Source organism: Microbacterium sp. HSID17254, assembly GCF_003989315.1.
Lineage (GTDB): Bacteria > Actinomycetota > Actinomycetes > Actinomycetales > Microbacteriaceae > Microbacterium.
Genome location: NZ_RBLT01000049.1, coordinates 1 through 16,845, shown reverse-complemented (window position 1 = coordinate 16,845; position 16,845 = coordinate 1). Strand labels below are relative to the sequence as shown.

At 70.5% G+C, this 16,845-nt stretch carries 18 protein-coding genes and 1 pseudogene; 11 read left to right on the top strand and 8 right to left on the bottom strand.

All coding sequences use genetic code 11. From position 1 onward, the window contains the following. Positions 1–175 precede the first annotated feature (175 nt). The 5 genes from D8M34_RS16385 to D8M34_RS16365 all read right to left on the bottom strand — a co-directional run bounded on the left by D8M34_RS16385 (position 176) and on the right by D8M34_RS16365 (position 6,614). Entirely contained in the window at positions 176–1,120 is a 945-nt protein-coding gene (locus tag D8M34_RS16385; RefSeq protein WP_126894530.1) for a dihydrodipicolinate synthase family protein, read from the bottom strand. A 15-nt stretch (positions 1,121–1,135) separates the two neighbouring features. After that, the gene (locus D8M34_RS16380) at positions 1,136–1,936 is read right to left on the bottom strand and encodes an ABC transporter ATP-binding protein (protein ID WP_062637826.1); all 801 of its coding nucleotides are present in this window, start codon (positions 1,934–1,936) and stop codon (positions 1,136–1,138) included. Further along, positions 1,933–3,984: a dipeptide/oligopeptide/nickel ABC transporter permease/ATP-binding protein gene (locus D8M34_RS16375; RefSeq protein WP_085605230.1), complete on the bottom strand. Its 2,052-nt coding sequence runs from the start codon at positions 3,982–3,984 to the stop codon at positions 1,933–1,935. The genes D8M34_RS16380 and D8M34_RS16375 overlap by 4 nt, the downstream gene beginning before the upstream one ends. A gap of 1 nt (position 3,985) precedes the next feature. Next, a complete protein-coding gene (locus D8M34_RS16370) occupies positions 3,986–4,942 on the bottom strand; it encodes an ABC transporter permease (RefSeq protein WP_062637823.1) in 957 nt (318 codons plus the stop codon). A 76-nt stretch (positions 4,943–5,018) separates the two neighbouring features. Beyond that, the gene (locus tag D8M34_RS16365) at positions 5,019–6,614 is read right to left on the bottom strand and encodes an ABC transporter substrate-binding protein (RefSeq protein WP_126894529.1); all 1,596 of its coding nucleotides are present in this window, start codon (positions 6,612–6,614) and stop codon (positions 5,019–5,021) included. A 128-nt stretch (positions 6,615–6,742) separates the two neighbouring features. Here D8M34_RS16365 and D8M34_RS16360 point away from each other — a divergent pair, with 128 nt between their 5' ends. The 5 genes from D8M34_RS16360 to D8M34_RS16340 all read left to right on the top strand — a co-directional run bounded on the left by D8M34_RS16360 (position 6,743) and on the right by D8M34_RS16340 (position 11,110). Beyond that, on the top strand, positions 6,743–7,465 hold the full coding sequence (locus D8M34_RS16360) for a FadR/GntR family transcriptional regulator (protein WP_025102792.1): 723 nt from the start codon (positions 6,743–6,745) through the stop codon (positions 7,463–7,465). Between the two features lie 48 nt (positions 7,466–7,513). Next, positions 7,514–8,431 carry a DUF808 domain-containing protein gene (locus tag D8M34_RS16355; RefSeq protein WP_126894528.1) on the top strand — a complete coding sequence of 306 codons (918 nt, stop codon included), beginning with the start codon at positions 7,514–7,516 and terminating at the stop codon, positions 8,429–8,431. 2 nt (positions 8,432–8,433) lie between these two features. Next, positions 8,434–8,961 (top strand): GNAT family N-acetyltransferase, encoded by a 528-nt coding sequence (locus tag D8M34_RS16350; protein ID WP_126894527.1) that lies wholly within the window; start codon positions 8,434–8,436, stop codon positions 8,959–8,961. Positions 8,962–8,963: 2 nt separating this feature from the next. Further along, on the top strand, positions 8,964–9,671 hold the full coding sequence (gene pnuC / locus D8M34_RS16345) for a nicotinamide riboside transporter PnuC (RefSeq protein WP_126894526.1): 708 nt from the start codon (positions 8,964–8,966) through the stop codon (positions 9,669–9,671). A gap of 74 nt (positions 9,672–9,745) precedes the next feature. Further along, entirely contained in the window at positions 9,746–11,110 is a 1,365-nt protein-coding gene (locus D8M34_RS16340; RefSeq protein ID WP_126894525.1) for an LLM class flavin-dependent oxidoreductase, read from the top strand. Positions 11,111–11,180: 70 nt separating this feature from the next. Here D8M34_RS16340 and D8M34_RS19300 read toward each other — a convergent pair whose 3' ends face one another. Together D8M34_RS19300 and D8M34_RS16335 are read right to left on the bottom strand one after the other, a co-directional pair. After that, complete coding sequence (locus tag D8M34_RS19300; RefSeq protein ID WP_025102796.1) at positions 11,181–11,357, bottom strand: hypothetical protein; 177 nt, start codon at positions 11,355–11,357, stop codon at positions 11,181–11,183. 9 nt (positions 11,358–11,366) lie between these two features. Then, on the bottom strand, positions 11,367–11,732 hold the full coding sequence (locus D8M34_RS16335) for a DUF4406 domain-containing protein (RefSeq protein ID WP_126894524.1): 366 nt from the start codon (positions 11,730–11,732) through the stop codon (positions 11,367–11,369). A gap of 54 nt (positions 11,733–11,786) precedes the next feature. Between D8M34_RS16335 and D8M34_RS16330 the strand changes: the two genes are divergently transcribed. Beyond that, positions 11,787–12,536 carry a DeoR/GlpR family DNA-binding transcription regulator gene (locus D8M34_RS16330; protein WP_126894523.1) on the top strand — a complete coding sequence of 250 codons (750 nt, stop codon included), beginning with the start codon at positions 11,787–11,789 and terminating at the stop codon, positions 12,534–12,536. Here the strand turns inward: D8M34_RS16330 and D8M34_RS16325 are convergent. Then, positions 12,469–13,245: a MerR family transcriptional regulator gene (locus D8M34_RS16325; protein WP_126894522.1), complete on the bottom strand. Its 777-nt coding sequence runs from the start codon at positions 13,243–13,245 to the stop codon at positions 12,469–12,471. The two genes, D8M34_RS16330 and D8M34_RS16325, sit on opposite strands and share 68 nt — an antisense overlap. Before the next feature lie 85 nt (positions 13,246–13,330). On the opposite strand from D8M34_RS16325, the gene D8M34_RS16320 reads away from it, so the two are divergent. From D8M34_RS16320 to D8M34_RS16300, 5 genes and pseudogenes are all read left to right on the top strand, one after another. Continuing rightward, complete coding sequence (locus D8M34_RS16320; protein ID WP_126894521.1) at positions 13,331–13,789, top strand: DUF6194 family protein; 459 nt, start codon at positions 13,331–13,333, stop codon at positions 13,787–13,789. A 23-nt stretch (positions 13,790–13,812) separates the two neighbouring features. Beyond that, the gene (locus D8M34_RS16315) at positions 13,813–14,328 is read left to right on the top strand and encodes a putative immunity protein (RefSeq protein WP_126894520.1); all 516 of its coding nucleotides are present in this window, start codon (positions 13,813–13,815) and stop codon (positions 14,326–14,328) included. Positions 14,329–14,446: 118 nt separating this feature from the next. After that, positions 14,447–15,124, top strand: a complete 678-nt coding sequence (locus tag D8M34_RS16310; protein ID WP_126894519.1) for a response regulator transcription factor — start codon at positions 14,447–14,449, stop codon at positions 15,122–15,124. Beyond that, positions 15,117–16,442, top strand: a complete 1,326-nt coding sequence (locus tag D8M34_RS16305; protein WP_126894518.1) for a sensor histidine kinase — start codon at positions 15,117–15,119, stop codon at positions 16,440–16,442. Before D8M34_RS16310 ends, D8M34_RS16305 begins: the two co-directional genes overlap by 8 nt. A 169-nt stretch (positions 16,443–16,611) precedes the next feature. After that, positions 16,612–16,845: pseudogene (locus tag D8M34_RS16300) on the top strand (dihydrolipoamide succinyltransferase); the annotation flags it as partial.

Sequence of the window (16,845 nt, the reverse complement as noted above, 5' to 3'; positions counted from 1 at the left end):
GTCCCGTCGTCGAGCAGTTCCTCCGCGAGCGCGGCGACGGTCGCCACGACGGCGGCGGGTCCCGCGCTCGCGGGAGTCGGCGCCGCGGCGGTGCGCAGCAGCGCGTCCGCCCGATCGGCGAGCGCCGCGGCCGTCTTGGTGCCGCCGATGTCGACGGCGAGGACGACCTCGCGCATCAGACGGCGACCGGAAGCAGACCGAGCTCGTCGAGGATCGTGCGGATGCCGGCGACGGCCTCCGGGGAGAGCGACTCCACCGTGTCGGCCATCGCCGCGTGGTCGATGATGCCGCGCGCGTGCATCGCCGCCTTGAACGCGCCGACGCCGGTGGCGTCGCCGGACAGCCCCTGCGGCTGGAACACGATGCCGAAGAGCCGGTTGATGCGCTCCTGCTCGGCCCGGGCGGTCGCCCAGTCACCGCGCTGCGCGGCCTCCCAGAGGCGCACGTAGCCCGCGGCCTCCACGTTCGCCAGGCCCGGGACGACCCCGGCGGCACCGACGAGGGCCATCGCGTCGACCACGACCTCGTGCCCGGTGAGCAGCTGCAGCGGGCGACCGGCGGCCTCGTTCGCCGCGATCAGTCGGCGGAATCCGACGTCGTCGCCGGAGGAATCCTTCACCCCCTGGATGACGCCCTCCCGGCCGAGCTGCACGAGCAGGTCGATGCCGAGCTTGGAGTGCACCCGCACCGGCACGTCGTAGGCCCAGAGCGGCACGTCGATCGCGGCGGCGATCGTCCGGAAGTGCGCGGCGACCTCGGCCGGGGAGTTCAGCGTGTACAGCGGCGCGGTGGTCACGATCGCCTGCGCGCCCGCGGCGACGAGCCGGCGGGCGGTCTCGATGATGCGCGGGGCCGTGAGCTCGATCGCGCCGGCGATGACGGGCACGCGTCCGGCGTTCGCGGCGACGATGGTCTGCAGCAACTCGACGCGCTGGTCGTCCGTGAAGTACGCCGTCTCCCCGGTGGAGCCGAGCGCGAACAGTCCGGAGACGCCCTCCCCGATCAGGCGCTCGACCAGGCGGGTGAGCGACGCGTGGTCGATCGTCCCGTCGGGGAGCAGCGGGGTGGCGACCGGCGGGACGACGCCGGAGAACGACAGGGCGGGAGCGGGGGAAGGCATAGGTGTTCCGTCTTTTCAGTGGTGGGGTTCGAGCAGCGAGGGCGCGGCGCCCAGCAGCGTGCGGGTGTAGGGGTCGGCGGGGTCGTCGAAGACCCGGGCGGCGTCGCCGTGCTCGACGACGCGGCCCTTGTTCATCACCGCGATCTCGTCGGAGAGGTAGCGGACCGTCTGGATGTCGTGGGAGATGAAGACCATGCCGAGCCCGAGCTGCTGCTTCAGGTCGGTCAGCAGGTTCAGGATCTGCGCGCGCACGGAGACGTCGAGGGCCGAGGTCGGCTCGTCCGCCACGATGACCTGGGGGTCGAGGACGAGGGCCCTGGCGATCGCGACCCGCTGCCGCTGGCCGCCGGAGAGCTGGCTGGGCAGCGCCTCCAGCGCCGACGACGGCAGCCCCACGAGCCCGATGAGGTCGCGCACCTTGCGCTCCCGGCTCGCCGGGGAACCGAGGCGATGCACCTGCAGCGGATCCAGCAGCGCGTCCCGCACCGTCATGCGGGCGTTCAGAGCCGTCGCCGGGTCCTGGAACACCACGGAGAGGATGCGCCCCAGGCGCTTGCGCACCGCGGGGGTGAAGGAGCGCACGGTCTCCCCGTCGAAGACGACCTGACCGCTCGTGGGCTTCTCGAGGCCGATCAGCACCTTCGCGGAGGTGGACTTGCCCGAGCCGGACTCGCCCACGATGCCCAGCGTCTGTCCGCGGCGGACCGTGAGCGAGACCCCGGCGAGCGCGTCGACGTAGTGCGGGCGGAACAACGACGAGCTGCGGGCCCGGTAGCGGACGCGCACGTCCTGCAGCTGGATGACGGGTTCGCTCATCGTCCTGCTCCGATCGGTTCGACGGGCGCATCGGCAGGATGCGCGGAGTAGTAGTGCTCGGTGCCGTCGATGTGCCGCCGCACGGGTTCCACTCCGGCGTACCGGGCGGGGTCCGCGGAGCGCGGCGCGAAGCGGTCGCCCTGCGGGAAGTCCCGCGGGGAGGGGACGACACCGGACACCTGGTGCAGGCGGTCGGAGCCGGCCTCGATCGAGAGCACCGCCCCGAGCAGGCCCTGGGTGTACTCGTGGACGGGCTGCGTGAGCACCTCGCGGGTGGTGCCCTGCTCCACGACCTGGCCCGCGTACATCACCGTGATCCGGTGCGAGAGCTCGGCGACGAGGGCGAGGTCGTGCGAGACGAACACCAGTGCGAACCCGAGCTCGCGCTGCAGCCGCATGAGCAGCTCCACGACCTGCGCCTGCACCGTCACGTCGAGGGCCGTGGTGGGCTCGTCGGCGATCACCAGCCGCGGGTCGCGGGTCAGGGCCATCGCGATGAGCACGCGCTGCCGCTGGCCGCCCGAGAGCTCGTGCGGGTACGAGGCGAGCGTGCGCTTCGGATCGAGACCGACGAGCTCCAGCAGCTCCTCGGCCGTGCGGGTGCCGCCGCGGGAGGTGAGCTGCTTCATCTGCGCGCGGATCAGCATCGCGGGGTTCAGCGAGCTCAGGGCGTCCTGGTAGATCATCGCGATGTCGTGGCCGCGCAGCGCGTTGCGCTCCTTCGGCGTCATCCGCAGCAGATCCTTCCCGTCGAACAGGATGCGCCCGCGGATGTCGGCCTTCGGATCGAGCAGCCCCATGATCGCCAGCGAGGTGATGGACTTGCCGCACCCCGACTCCCCCACGAGCGACATGGTCTCGCCGGGGCGCACGGTGAAGCTGACGTGGTCGACCACGTCGACGTCGCCGTGGCGCGGGAAGGAGATGCACAGGTCCTGCACCTCGAGCAGCGGCACGGCGTCTCCCGTGTAGACCAGGCGATCGGTACGGGAGAGTTCGCGGACGCGCAGCTCGGCGAGGCGCTCCGCCAGCGGCACCGTCTCCGCGGTGGGCACGAGCACGTCGGGCACACCGCTGGGCACCGAGAGGTTGACCGCGGTGTCGACCGTCGGGATGACGTGGGTGTCGTCCGGGGCGGCGGCCTCCTCCAGGTCGTGCGTCGACTCCTCCGTGTTCGCGGCGTCGGCGGTGATCTTCCTGGCGCGCGGCGAGACCATGGCGTCGGTCATCCCCTCGGACAGGATGTTGAGGCACAGCACGGTGATCATGATGAGGATGCCGGGGAAGAAGGTCGCCCACCAGGCTCCGCTCATGAGCAGGTTGCGCCCCGCGGCGATCACGTTGCCCCAGGACGGCTCGGGGTCCGGCACACCGGCCTGCAGGAACGACAGCGAGGCCTCGAACACGATCGCGTCGGCGACGAGCACCGTGGCGAAGACGAGCACGGGTGCCATGGCGTTGCGGGCGACGTGCCGCACGATGATCCGCGGGGTCCCCGCGCCCATCACGCGGACGGCCGAGACGTAGTCCTCGCCGTACTGGTCGAGGATGTTCGCGCGGACGATGCGGGTCAGCTGCGGCACGTAGAGGAATGCGATCGTGAGCACGAGCACCGGCAACGACTTGCCGAACACCGCCACGAACACCGCGGCGAGCGCGATGCCGGGGAACGACATGATCACGTCCATGACGCGCATGAGGGTCTCGGAGATCCACTTCGGCGCGGTCGCGGCGATCGTGCCCAGGACGCAGGCGACCGCGAGGGCGACGAGGGTGGCCCCGAGCCCGATCACGAGGGAGTAGCGCGCGCCGTAGACCAGTCGGGAGAAGATGTCGCGACCCTGCCGGTCGGTGCCGAACCAGTGCTCCCCGCTCGGCGGCTGCACCGGCGGGCCGGAGGCGAGCGGGTCGTACGGCGAGATCAGCGGAGCGAGGATCGCGGCGAGCGCGATAATCGCGAGCACGGCGAGGCAGATGACCGAGCCGAGGGAGAGGCGGCCCCAGCGGAGGCCGGGGACGGAGAGCCGTTCCGTGAGTCTGCGTCGCATGTCACACCGCCCGGATTCGAGGATTGATGAGCACGTACAGGAGGTCGACGATGATGTTGATCACGACGAACGCGAGCGCGACCGCGAGCGTCACGCCCTGCACGAGGTTGGGTTCGTTGTTGGTGACCCCGTTGAGGATGAGCGTGCCCATCCCGGGGATCGCGAAGATGATCTCGATCACCACGGCGCCGCCGAGCAGGTACCCGATGCGGAGACCCAGCACGGTCACGGGGGTGATCAGCGCGTTGCGCAGCACGTTGCGGCCGACGACGATCACCCGCGGGATCCCGGCGCCGAGGGCGGTGCGCACGTAGTCGCGGTCGAGCTCCTCGACCATCGAGGTGCGCACGACCCGGGAGAGCTGCCCGATCACGGGCACGGCGAGCGCGACCGCGGGAAGGGTCATCCGGGCGAGCCACCCGGACGGGTCGTCGGCGAAGGCCGGCAGCGGGCCCGAGGCCGGCAGCACGCCGAGCGCCAGGGTGAACACCTGGATGAGGAGGATCGCGAGCCAGAAGGAGGGCGTGGACAGCGCGGCGACGCCGAAGACGCGGATGACCTGGTCGGGCCAGCGGTCGCGGTAGACCGCGGCGAGGACGCCGATCACGAACGCCACGACCACCGCGATCACCAGCCCGAGGAAGGTCAAGGCCAGCGTCACCGGGAAGGCCCTGGCGACCTCGTCGACCACCGGCAGGCTGCGGGCGGAGTAGGTGCCCAGGTCGCCCTGGACGAGGCCGAACAGGAAGTTCACGTAGCGGACGAACAGCGGGAGGTTCAGTCCGTGGTCTTCGCGGTACGCCTCCAGCGCTTCGGGGGACGCGGTCTCGCCGAGCGCGGTGCGTGCCGGGTCGACGGGCGAGAAGGACATCACGAAGAAGACCAGGAACGTGATGCCGAGGATCATCAGCGGCAACTGCAGCAGTCGCCGGCCGACGAGGCGGAGCGTGTGGGACACGTGCCGCTCCTTCCGGGGGTGGGGTGGCGGGGGCGCGCTCTTCGGGCGAGCGCGCCCCCGCCCTGTCGGGCAGGTGCTACTTCGCGGCCACGCCGACGTCGAGGAACGACAGTCCGGTCGTGGGCACCGGCTGGAAGCCGACCAGCTCCTGCGAGCTCCAGGCGGTGGGCAGCTTGCGGTGGAACAGCGGGTACAGCACGGCCTGGTCGGAGATCAGGTCGTACGCCTGGTTCCAGGACTCCTGCTGCTCCTCGCCCTCCTGGGTGACGGCGGTGTCGAGCAGCGTGCGCAGCTCGGCGTACTCCGGGGAGTCGGCCCAGGCGGTGCGCGTCTGGGTCCAGACGTTCTCGCCGTACCACCAGTTCATGAGCAGGTCGGGGTCCACGCCGAACACCGACGGGTCACCGGGGGCGATGGCGACGGTGTAGTCGCCGGAGTCGACCTTCTCGTACATCGACGCCGACTGGCTGATGTCGAGGGTGGTGTCGATGCCGATCGCGTCGAGGGACTCCTTGATGAGCGGGGCCACCTCCTTCACCCATCCGGTGTCGGTCATGCGCAGCGTGATCGCGAGGTCGGAGACCCCGGCCTCCTCCAGCAGCTCCTCCGCCTTCTCCGGGTCGTACGAATAGACCGTGGAGGCCTCGTGGTAGTTCGGGTAGTCCTCGGGAAGGAACGACGTGGCCGGGGTGGCGTTGCCGAGCATGCCGGTCTCGATGATCTTGTCCATGTCGAGCGCGTAGTGCAGGGCCTGGCGGACGCGGACGTCGTCGAACGGCTCGGCCTTCGTGTTGAACATCATGAAGAGGAGGCCGAAGGACTGCACGCTCTCGACCTCGGCCGAGGCGGCCAGCCCGTCGGCGTCGATGTAGGGCACGTCCTCGATCGCCTGCACCGTGCCGGTCGACATCGCGGTGACGCGGGCGGAGGCGTCGGCGAGGAGGTTCCAGTTCATGCCCGCGGCGAGCGCGGGACGCGGGCCGTTGTAGTCGTCGTACCGCTCGAAGACGATCTTGTCCTCGGGAACGGCGGAGACGAGCGCGTACGGACCGGAGCCGATCGGGTTCGCGCCGAACTCCTCGGGATCGGCCTCGACCACGGCCTTCGGCACGATCTTGACGACGCCGAGACGGTCGTCGATGAGGGAGAACGGGTAGTCGGTGGTGATCCGGACGGTGTCCTCGTCGACGGCGGTGACCGTGTCGATGAACTCGACGAACGAGCGGAACAGCGAGTTGTTCGCCGGGTCGAGGACGCGCTCGTAGCTGAAGACCACGTCGTCGGCGGTGACCGGGTCTCCGTTCTGGAAGGTCGCGCCTTCGCGGAGGTCGATGTCGTAGGTCGTCTCGTCGACCTGCGTCGGGAAGTCGGCGGCGAGGGCGGGGGCGGGCTCCTGCGTGACGGGGTCGAGGTCGATGAGTCCCTCGAAGACGTGCCAGTTCGCCGAGACCGTCACGGCGCCGGAGGCGACCATCGGGTCGAAGCTGCCGTTCAGGGTGTACGAGATCCCGGCCTCGATGATGCCGTCCGGGTCGATGTCGCTCGCGGCGGGGCTCTCGGCGGTGCTGGCGGCGCCGCCGCCGCAGCCGGCGAGGGCGAGGGACGCGGCGACCGTGCCGGCGACCGCCATCGCGAGACGACCCGCGCGGCGGCGAGTGCTGTGTCGGTTCATGTGTGCTCCAGGTGGTGGGGGGCGACGCCTTGAGGACATCTGACGTCTGATGTACTCTAAACACACGTTCGACCGGATCACAAGAGTGAGAGGATCGGAGCGTTTCCGGCAGGCAGGAGAGGGACCCTATGAAGTCCACCACGGGGAGGGCGTCGCGGATGCGGCGAGCCACGACGGCGGATCAGATCAAGCAGCTCATCCTCACGCGCGGACTCACCCCCGGCGACCCGCTGCCGACCGAGGCCGAGCTCTGCGAGGAGCTCGACGTGTCGCGCTCCTCGGTCCGGGAGGCGATCCGCACGCTCTCCACCCTCGACATCGTCGACGTCCGTCACGGACACGGCACCTACGTGGGTCCGATGTCGCTGGACCCGATGGTCGAGGCGCTCGTCTTCCGGGGCGTGCTGTCCCCCGAGGGGTCGCTGCAGGCCCTGCGCGAGGTCGTCGAGGTGCGTCTCGCGCTCGACCTCTCCATGGCCGAGCGCGTGGTCGAGGCCGCTCAGGCGCAGGCGGACCCGGAGCTCGACGAGCTCGTCGCCGAGATGGTCGACAAGGCCGGCCGCGGCGAATACTTCCTCGACGAGGACAGGGCGTTCCACACCCGCCTCTTCGGCGCCATCGACAACCGCCTGGTCGGCCAGCTCGTCGGTGCGTTCTGGGACGTGCACACCGCCGTGCTCCCGCAGCTCGGCATCGCGCAGCCCGACGACATCCACAAGACCGCCAAGGCGCACGGCGACATGCTGGACGCCGCGCGCTCCGGCGACGTCGAGCGGTATCGACGAGCCGTCATCGAGCACTACCAGCCGCTGCAGCGGGTGCTGGCGACCGCGGAGGACGTGCGGGCCTGAGCCCGGGAGTCGGTAGTCTGACTTTCCCACCACGGAAAGAGGACCCGCATGTCCGTTGGACTGCTCGCCGTCGTCGACGACATCCTGAGCGCCGCGATGAAGGCGTCGGCGAAGGCCGCCGGAGTCGTCATCGACGACGCCGCCGTGACCCCGCAGTACGTGCAGGGCCTCACCCCGGCCCGCGAGCTCCCCGTGGTCGGCAAGATCGCCCTCGGGTCGCTGGTGAACAAGTTCGTCATCATCATCCCGATCGCGCTGCTACTCACGGCCTTCGCGCCGTGGGTGCTGCCCTACCTGCTGATCCTCGGCGGCTCGTACCTGTGCTTCGAGGGGGCCGAGAAGGTGCTGGAATGGTTCGGCGTGCAGCACGGCCACGCCGACGAGGGGGCGCGCGATGAGCGGAAGCTCGTGCTGGGCGCGGTGCGCACCGACCTGATCCTCTCGACGGAGATCATGCTCATCTCGCTCGCCAGTCTCGACAAGGGACTCGGCATCTGGTCCACCCTCGCGATCCTCGCCGTGATCGCGCTGGTCATGACCGTCGCGGTGTACGGGGCCGTGGCGCTCCTGGTGAAGGTCGACGACATCGGCCTGAAGATGGCGAAGAACCCCGCGCAGCGCGTGCGGCACACCGGCACCCGGATCGTCCGCTCCATGCCCGCGGTCTTCCGCTTCATCAGCGTGCTCGGCACCGTCGCGATGCTGTGGGTCGGCGGGCACCTCGTCCTCATCAACCTCGGCGAGGTCGGGCTGCACGCTCCGGCCGATGTTCTCCACGCGGTCGAGCACGCGCTAGAGCCCCTCGGCGGCTTCGTGGTGTGGGTGGTCGACACGATCATCTCCGCGATCGCCGGTCTCGTCTGGGGCCTCGTGATCGTCGGCGTCGTCCTCGGCATCGCGAAGCTCTTCGGCAGGAAGCCGAGCTTCCACGAGGGCGAGGCCTCTCCCGCCGACATCCGCGTCTGACGATGACCGCCGTGCACCTCAGGCCCGCCGAGAGCGCCGACCTCGACACGATCACCGAGATCCACAACCACGCCGTCCTGCACACGACCGCGATCTGGAACGAGGAGGCCGTGGATCGCGCCGACCGGGAGGCGTGGCTCGCCGACCGGACCGCGCGCGGCTGTCCCGTCATCGTCGCCGCCGACGAGAGCGGCGTCGTGGGCTATGCGTCCTACGCCCAGTGGCGTCCACACAGCGGCTACCGCCTCACCGTGGAGCACTCCGTCTACGTGCGCGGCGATCAGCGCGGACGCGGCATCGGCACGCTCCTCATGATCGAGCTCATCGCGCGGGCCCGGGCAGCCGGGATGCACGTGATGATCGGCGGTGTGGAGAGCGGCAACACCGCCTCCCTCGCCCTCCACGAACGCCTCGGATTCCGGGAGGTGGGCCGCATGCCCCAGGTCGGCGCGAAGTTCGGCCGGTGGCTCGACCTCAGCATGCTGCAGCTCGTGCTCGACGAGCGCCCCACCCCCGACGCGGTGCTCTAGCGATGGGCTTCCTGCAGTGGCTCGTCGACGCCTTCTCCTCGTCCTGGGTGCTTCCGGGTGGGCAGACGCTCCTGGTGCGTGAGGTCGTCGGGAACGCGTTCGGACTCGCGAGCGCCCTCGGCGGCATGCGGCGCAAGGTCTGGGCGTGGCCGATCGGCATCGTCGGCAACCTCCTGCTGCTCACGGTGTTCCTCGGCTCCGCACTGAGCCCCGACCCGTCGCTCCCGCATCTCCTCGGTCAGGCCGGGCGGCAGATCATGTTCATCGCCGTCGCGATCTATGGATGGATCCGCTGGCGGAATGCCGACGGCGGTCGCATCGTGCCGCGGTGGGCGCCGACCGGGGCCCGCATCGGTCTGGTCGTGGTCCTCGTCGTCGGAACCGTGGCGCTCACCCCCCTGTTCCGCGCCCTGGGTTCGTGGGAACCTGTCTGGGCCGACGCCTGGACCTTCGTCGGGTCGCTGCTCGCGACCTACGGCATGGCCAAGGGCTGGACCGAGTTCTGGCTCATCTGGATCGCCGTGGACGTGGTGGGGGTGCCGCTGCTGTTCAGCTCCGGCTACTACGCGACCGGCCTCATGTACGTGTTCTACGGCGTCTTCACGGCGGTCGGGTTCGTGATCTGGTGGCGAGCGCAGCGACAGGCCGCACACCCGATCGAGATCCTCCCTCCCGACCCGAGCCCCCGCCGTCCGGACGACGAGGCCTGAGCCGCACCACGGATTGTTTCCGTGCGTGTCGATCCCGCTCGCCCCGGCCCCGTCCGGTCCCGTTTCATGGGGGCATGACCCGGCAGATCCGCTTCAACGCGTTCGACATGAACTGCGTCGCCCACCAGTCGTCCGGCCTGTGGCGGCATCCGGAAGACCGCTCGCGGCAGTACAACACCCTGTCGTACTGGACCGACCTGGCGAAGCTGCTGGAGAGCGCGACCTTCGACGGCATCTTCATCGCCGATGTCCTGGGCACCTACGACGTCTACGGCGGTACGAACGAGGCCGCCATCCGCAACGGCGCCCAGGTGCCGGTGAACGACCCGATCCTCCTGGTCAGCGCGATGGCCGCGGTGACCGAGCATCTGGGGTTCGGCGTCACGGCCGGCACCGCGTTCGAGCACCCCTACCCGTTCGCTCGACGACTCAGCACGCTCGACCACCTCACGCAGGGCCGCGTCGGCTGGAACGTCGTGACCGGGTATCTGCCCAGCGCCGCGCGCAACATGGGTCAGGAGGACCAGCTCGCCCACGACGACCGCTACGACCACGCGGACGAGTACGTCGAGGTGCTCTACAAGCTCTGGGAGGGGTCGTGGGAGGACGACGCGGTGGTGGAGGACCGCGAGCGCGGCATCTTCACCGACCCGTCGAAGGTGCACCCGATCCGGCACGAGGGGAAGCACTTCTCCGTGCCCGGCATCCACATCTCGGAGCCGTCACCGCAGCGCACCCCGGTGATCTACCAGGCCGGTGCGAGCCCGCGCGGGGTGCGGTTCGCGGCGGAGAACGCCGAGGCCATCTTCGTCGCTGCACCGTCGAAGGAGGTGCTAGCCGGCACCGTGAAGCGCATCCGCGACGCCCTCGAGGCCGCGGGGCGCGACCGCTACGACGCCCGCATCTACACGCTGCTGACGGTGATCACCGCGGCGACGAGCGAGGAGGCGGCCGCGAAGCACGCCGAGTACCTCTCCTACGCGAGCCCGGAGGGGGCGCTCACCTTCATGTCGGGGTGGATGGGCGTCGACCTGTCGCAGTACGCCGAGGACGAGCCGGTCGGGAACGTCGAGTCGAACGCGATCCAGTCCGTGCTGCAGCACCTGAAGGAGGAGGCCGACCTCGGTCGCGAGTGGACGGTGGGCGACTTCGGCCGCCACAACGCGATCGGCGGGCTCGGTCCGACGATCGTCGGCTCCGGGGTCGAGATCGCCGACGAGCTGCAGTCCTGGGTCGAGCAGACCGACATCGACGGCTTCAACCTCGCGTACGCGGTCACTCCCGGCACCTGGCAGGACGTCATCGAGCACGTCATCCCGGTGCTGCGCGAGCGGGGCGCCTACCCGGAGGAGTACGTGCCCGGCACGCTCCGCCACAAGCTGCACGGCCGCGGCGACCGGGTCCAGCCCACGCACCGCGCCGCCCGGTACCGGGTCTGACCCCGTTCAAGTCGCCCACTTTGCTGCAAAACCGGCCGTTTTGCCGCAAAGTGAGCGATTCGAAGGCAGGTCAGTCGGCGTCGCGGGTGAAGAGGCTCCGCAGCACGAGGAAGACCACCACGGCGACGACAGCGACGATGGCGAGCTTCGCGATGAACCAGAGCACCGAGAACAGCGCGCTGACGATCCACCACGCGATCACGACGGCGAGGATGACGCCGAGGACGGTCCAGATGTTCTTGGTCATGCCTCCAGCCTACGGAGTCGACGCTGCGGGGATCTCGTCGAGCGATCGGTAGACGGGCAGCCCGAGCTCGTGCGCGATGGCGACGTCCTTGTCGGCGCCCGACGATTCTCCCGGCAGCCGGAGCACCGCGTCGCAGTGCAGGAGCAGTCGGCGGGCGGTCTCGTACATGACGTCGCCCTCGCCGGAGTCGGCGTGCTCGAGGGTGCGCAGGACCGGCAGCGCGACCCACTCCCCGATCATCGGCACGTGGCCGAGGCGGAAGATCGGACCGGACGCCTCCTCCAGGCGCGCCAGATTCCGAGCGATCAGGACGGGGTCGCCGTCGGTGCCGGAACGGTAGGGACCCGCGATCAGGATCAGGAGTGGCTTCATCATGGAGATGACTGTAGTCTGAATCGTGCATAAACGTGCAACTTCGTGAGGAAACGTATGCTCGCTGCTCAGCGCAAGGACCACCTGCTCGCCGTGCTCGCCCGCGAGGGACGGGTCGTGGCGAAGGCTGCGGCCGATGAACTCGGAGTCTCGGAGGACGCCATCCGCCGCGACCTCCGCGAGCTCGCCGAGGAGGGCAGGCTCCAGCGCGTGTACGGCGGGGCGCTGCCCATCGCCGCGGCCGATCGCCCGGTGCGGGAGCGCCACGATCTGGCGACCGAGAGCAAGGAGCGGGTCGCCCGCCAGGCGGTCACGACCATCCTCCCCGGATCGACGATCGTGCTGGATGCCGGAACCACCACGCTCGCGATGGCGCGACTGCTGCCCTCCGGCACCGACATCACGGTCATCACCCCGAGTCCTGCCGTCGCCCTGGCCGTCGCCGAGCACTCGGATGCGCGCGTGATCATGATCGGCGGCGAGCTCACCCGGCACTCCCTCGTCGCCGGAGGGGGACTCGCGATGGAGGCGATCCAGCACCTCGCCGCCGACGTGTTCTTCGTCGGCGTCACGGGCGTCGACCCCCGACACGGTCTCACGACGGGCGAACTCGACGATGCCGTCACCAAGCGGGCGATCGCCTCCCGATGCGCCGCGACCATCGTGCTGGCCAGCGACGAGAAGATCGGCGCCGCCTCGCGCTACCCGGTGCTGCCGTTCGAGGCGGTCGCCGCGGTCATCACGGACCCGCTCGACGAGAATCCGCTGATCCCGGATGTGCTGGCGCAGATCCCGGCGCGGGCGTGAGCGACGAACCCTCCTCCTCCGCGAGGCGTTCCGTCAGCAGGGCATGCAGGTGACCTGCCGCCGCGAGAAGCGCGATGCTGCGGCGCGTGAGGTCGGCCAGCCGCTCCGCGAGGATGCGGTGAACTTCTTCGGTGTCACCATGCGCGCGCACCTCGTCGATGATGCGCGAAACGGCGGGGATGCCGTAGCCGCCCGAGCGCAGAGCGGCGGCGATCCGCGCCTCGGTGATCGCAAGGGAGTCATAGGAGCGCACCGATCCCGCACGACGACGGGGGTGCACGAGCCCTTCTCGCTCCCAGTGCCGCAGCGCGGAGGACCGGACGCCGAGCGCCTGGGCGAGTTCGCCGATGGTCATCGCATCGTCCTCGACGAACGGATCGTCGGCCTCCGCCACCGCGTCCTCGAGTCCGCGCAGGGCCGCGCGCACCCGTGAGCGTTCGAGGGCGAGATCCGCGTGCAGAGTGTCGATCTCCTCCGCCGCGTGCTCGACCGATCCGCCGATGAGAGCGGGCATCAGTCGACGCGCGGGTACCGGACCGAGCGCCGTCGCCAACGCGCGATAGGCGCGCAGCGCCAGGGCATGCGGCATCCGATACCGCCGGTACCCGTTCGCACCACGCTCTGCGACGGGGAGGACACCGAGGCGCTCGAGGTCGCGCACCTGCTGCGTCGAGTAGTCGACCAGCCGTCCGAGCGCCACAGTGGTCATCACCTGCTCTTGAGGGTTCTGCACGCGGTTCCTCGTCTTTCCGGACCTTGCGTCCACATAAGCACATCAGCCTCAGCATTGAAGGATGGATATGCAGGAGATCATCGAAGAGGTCCGCTCGTTCGACGGTGTGCTCGTCGTGGCCCCGGAGGCGGGCAGCGACTTCCCCGAGCTGTCATGGGGAGACGCGTACTTCTACCACGCCCCCGACGGCCGGATGCCCGAGCGCACGCAGCCGTACGGAACGATCATCACGAAGGACTATCCCGACGACACGTCCTCCGCGCTGGACGCTCCAGGGCGCTTCCGGGTGAACATCCACGTCGGACGCGAGCGCGCGGAGTCGATCATCGCAGCGGGGTCGCGCGCAGGCGACGACACCGACCCGACGGCGGTCGACGTCTTCCGACCTCACCCCCTGTACGGGGCCGCCGGCTGGGTGTGCGTGATCGACCCCGCAGAGGCGACGGCGGGTACGGTGCTCGCCCTTCTCCGCGAGGCGCACGAGGCGGCACGGGCGCGCAGCGGACGACGGGCGAGATGAGTCCCGTGTCGACTCCTCAGGGCATGACCGAGTCCGACCGTCGGATCGTCGCGGTATGGGCGGCCGACTGCGCCGAGCGCGTCCTGCCGCTGTTCGAGAGCGAGGCCCCGGACGACGACCGCGCGCGTGATGCCATCGCCAGGACGCGCGCCTTCGCGCGGGGCGAGCTCACGGCTGCGGGCGAGATCCGTCGTCGTTTCGTGGCCGGCAGGGCCGCCCGCAGCGCCGTGACCCCTGCCGGCACCGCGGCCTCTCGCTCCGCGGCACAGGCTGCCGGGGTCGCGCATATGGGAGCGCATGCTCTCGGGGCAGCCGCCTACGCCGCGCGAGCTGTCGAGCTGGCACGCCCGGATGATCCGGACTCCCGTGCCGCCGAGGTGCGCTGGCAACTCGCGCACCTCTCCCCGGAGGCCGCTGCAGCCCTGCGCACCCTCCCGCCCCTGGGCACCGACCCCGCCGGCCCCCTCGGCCCCGGACTCCTCTCCTCCGGCCCCCTCGGCGTAGTGATCCGCGAGATCCAGACGCACCTCTCGTCGTAAGTCCCGCTTCGAATCGCGCAACTTGCTGCATCTGAGCCCGGAATGGAACCAGGTGCGCGATTCGAAAGCGGCCGACGGCTTCAGCCCCGATTCAGCGACGAGCCACCACACTGGGGGGATGCGGATCCTGGTGGTGGACGACGAGGTGCGTCTGGCCGAGGGCGTGCGCCGCGGACTCGAGGCGGAGGGCTTCGCGGTCGACGTCGCCCACAACGGCATCGACGGCCTCTGGCGGGCCCGCGAGACCCGGTACGACGCCATCGTGCTCGACCTGATGATGCCCGGCATGAGCGGGTGGAAGGTGTGCGAGGCCCTGCGCGCCGAGGAGAACTGGACTCCCGTGCTGATGCTCACCGCCAAGGACGGCGAGTGGGATCAGGTGGAGGCGCTGGAGAGCGGCGCCGACGACTACGTCACCAAGCCCTTCTCGTTCGCGATCCTCGTGGCGCGGCTCCGGGCTCTCGTGCGCCGCGGTGCCGTGGCACGACCGACGGTCCTGGAGGCCGGCGACCTGCGGCTGGACCCCGCCGGACACCACGTGTGGCGCGGCGACACCCCGATCTCCCTCACGGCCCGTGAGTTCGCGGTGCTCGAGCATCTGATGCGCCACCGCGGGCAGGTGCTGTCGAAGCGCGACCTCCTGGCCGGCGTCTGGGACGACGACTTCGACGGCGACCCGAACATCGTCGAGGTGTACATCGGCCACCTCCGCCGCAAGGTCGACAAGCCGTTCGGACGTGAGGCGATCGAGACCATCCGCGGCGCGGGCTATCGGCTGGCGGCGAACGGTGGCTAGGCGGCTCTGGCGGTCGGTCCGCGGTCGGACGACCCTGGGCGCCACCCTCGTCGTCGCAGTCGCGCTGCTCCTTGGGGCCTTCTCTTTCTACGGGGTGCTGAGCGCGAGCATCCACGGCAGCACCGAACGCGCGGCGGAGCAGCGGCTGGAGGAGCTCGTCAGCCGGTTCGACGGTCCGGGCCGACGCGGACCCGACCAGCTCGACGATGACCTCGTGCAGCTGCTCGGGCGGGACGGAGCGGTGCGCGCGGCGAGCGAGGAGGCCGCCGATGCGCTCGGCGCCACCCCGCTGCCCGTGGACGACGACCCGCAGGTCGTCCGGATCGACGGCGAGCCGATGGTCGTGGTGTCGGAAGACGTCGAGGGCGACCAGACCCTCGTCCTCGCGGTGCCGATGGACGAGGACGCGGAGACCCTGTCGACCGTGGCGACGCTGCTCGTGATCGCCGTCCCCGCACTGCTGCTGCTCGTGGCCGTCACGACCTGGCTCGTCACGGGGCGCGCGCTGCGCCCGGTCACCCGGATCCGCCAGGAGGTCGAGGGCATCACCGCCGAGCGCCTCGATCACCGGGTGCCCGTTCCCGACACCGCGGACGAGATCCACTCCCTCGCCGTGACGATGAACGGGATGCTCGACCGGCTCGACGCGGCGGCGACCGCGCAGCGCCGCTTCGTGTCCGATGCTTCGCACGAGCTCCGCTCCCCCCTGGCGACGATCCGTCAGCACGCGGAGCTCGCCCAGGCGCACCCGGAGGTGACGAGCATCGACGAGCTCGCGGAGGTGGTGTCCGAGGAGGGGCTGCGGCTGCAGGGCATCGTGGAGTCGCTGCTGCTCCTCGCCCGCCTCGACGAGGGTGTCACCGGGAGCACCGAACCGGTGGACCTGGACGACCTGGCCCTCGCGGAGGTGCGTCGGCTGCGAGCCACCGGGCTCGACGTCGACGGCTCCGGAATCCGTGCGGCCCGCACCGTCGGCGACCCCCGGCTGCTCGGCCAGCTGCTGCGGAACCTCGCCGACAACGCCGCGCGGCACAGCAACGGCCGCGTGGCGATCGGGGTGGAGCCGCAGGCGGCGCGGGTCGTCCTCACGGTCGAAGACGACGGGGCCGGCATCCCGCCGGAGGAGCGGGACCGCATCTTCGAACGCTTCGTCCGGCTCGACGAGGCCCGCAGTCGCGACGTGGGAGGCAGCGGGCTCGGTCTCGCGATCGCGCACGGCATCGCCACCGCCGCCCACGGCGCGATCACGGTGGACACCTCCCGGTGGGGCGGCGCCCGCTTCACCGTCACCCTCCCCCTCGCCGGCCCTCTCTCCTGACCGACCGCCCGGGCACAGTTTCGGAGATCCCCGACGACGCCCCGGTCATGGCCGACGCACGGCGGCGTGTCGTTCCCGAGCTCCGAAGTCGTGCCCGAGATATCGGTTCCTGAACGGGGCTTCAGGAGGCTTCAGGGTGGCTTCAGCGGCGTCGGGAGACCATCGAGACATGAACGACAAGACTCCTGCTCCCGACCAGAACCCCACGCCGGACGAGAACGACACCGCAGGTCAGAACGCGGCTCCCGCCGTCCCGAATGCGGGCCAGGACCAGCACGCCGGACAGGACACCCCCGCCGGCCCCGGCACCACCGCCGACGCCCCGACGGTCCCGGTCGCACCGACCCCCGGCCCTGCCGCTGCCCCTGCCCCGAACGCCGCCCCGGAGGCACCGGCCGCCGCA

Coding starts and splice junctions, on each gene's coding strand:
- D8M34_RS16375 (WP_085605230.1), bottom strand. CDS start 3,984: ATGCGACGCAGACTCACGGAACGGCTCTCCGTCCCCGGCCTCCGCTGG.
- D8M34_RS16380 (WP_062637826.1), bottom strand. CDS start 1,936: ATGAGCGAACCCGTCATCCAGCTGCAGGACGTGCGCGTCCGCTACCGG.
- D8M34_RS16360 (WP_025102792.1), top strand. CDS start 6,743: ATGAAGTCCACCACGGGGAGGGCGTCGCGGATGCGGCGAGCCACGACG.
- D8M34_RS16310 (WP_126894519.1), top strand. CDS start 14,447: ATGCGGATCCTGGTGGTGGACGACGAGGTGCGTCTGGCCGAGGGCGTG.
- D8M34_RS16320 (WP_126894521.1), top strand. CDS start 13,331: ATGGATATGCAGGAGATCATCGAAGAGGTCCGCTCGTTCGACGGTGTG.
- D8M34_RS16325 (WP_126894522.1), bottom strand. CDS start 13,245: ATGACCACTGTGGCGCTCGGACGGCTGGTCGACTACTCGACGCAGCAG.
- D8M34_RS16340 (WP_126894525.1), top strand. CDS start 9,746: ATGACCCGGCAGATCCGCTTCAACGCGTTCGACATGAACTGCGTCGCC.
- D8M34_RS16385 (WP_126894530.1), bottom strand. CDS start 1,120: ATGCCTTCCCCCGCTCCCGCCCTGTCGTTCTCCGGCGTCGTCCCGCCG.
- D8M34_RS16335 (WP_126894524.1), bottom strand. CDS start 11,732: ATGATGAAGCCACTCCTGATCCTGATCGCGGGTCCCTACCGTTCCGGC.
- D8M34_RS16355 (WP_126894528.1), top strand. CDS start 7,514: ATGTCCGTTGGACTGCTCGCCGTCGTCGACGACATCCTGAGCGCCGCG.
- D8M34_RS19300 (WP_025102796.1), bottom strand. CDS start 11,357: ATGACCAAGAACATCTGGACCGTCCTCGGCGTCATCCTCGCCGTCGTG.
- D8M34_RS16365 (WP_126894529.1), bottom strand. CDS start 6,614: ATGAACCGACACAGCACTCGCCGCCGCGCGGGTCGTCTCGCGATGGCG.
- pnuC (WP_126894526.1), top strand. CDS start 8,964: ATGGGCTTCCTGCAGTGGCTCGTCGACGCCTTCTCCTCGTCCTGGGTG.
- D8M34_RS16315 (WP_126894520.1), top strand. CDS start 13,813: ATGACCGAGTCCGACCGTCGGATCGTCGCGGTATGGGCGGCCGACTGC.
- D8M34_RS16350 (WP_126894527.1), top strand. CDS start 8,434: ATGACCGCCGTGCACCTCAGGCCCGCCGAGAGCGCCGACCTCGACACG.
- D8M34_RS16330 (WP_126894523.1), top strand. CDS start 11,787: ATGCTCGCTGCTCAGCGCAAGGACCACCTGCTCGCCGTGCTCGCCCGC.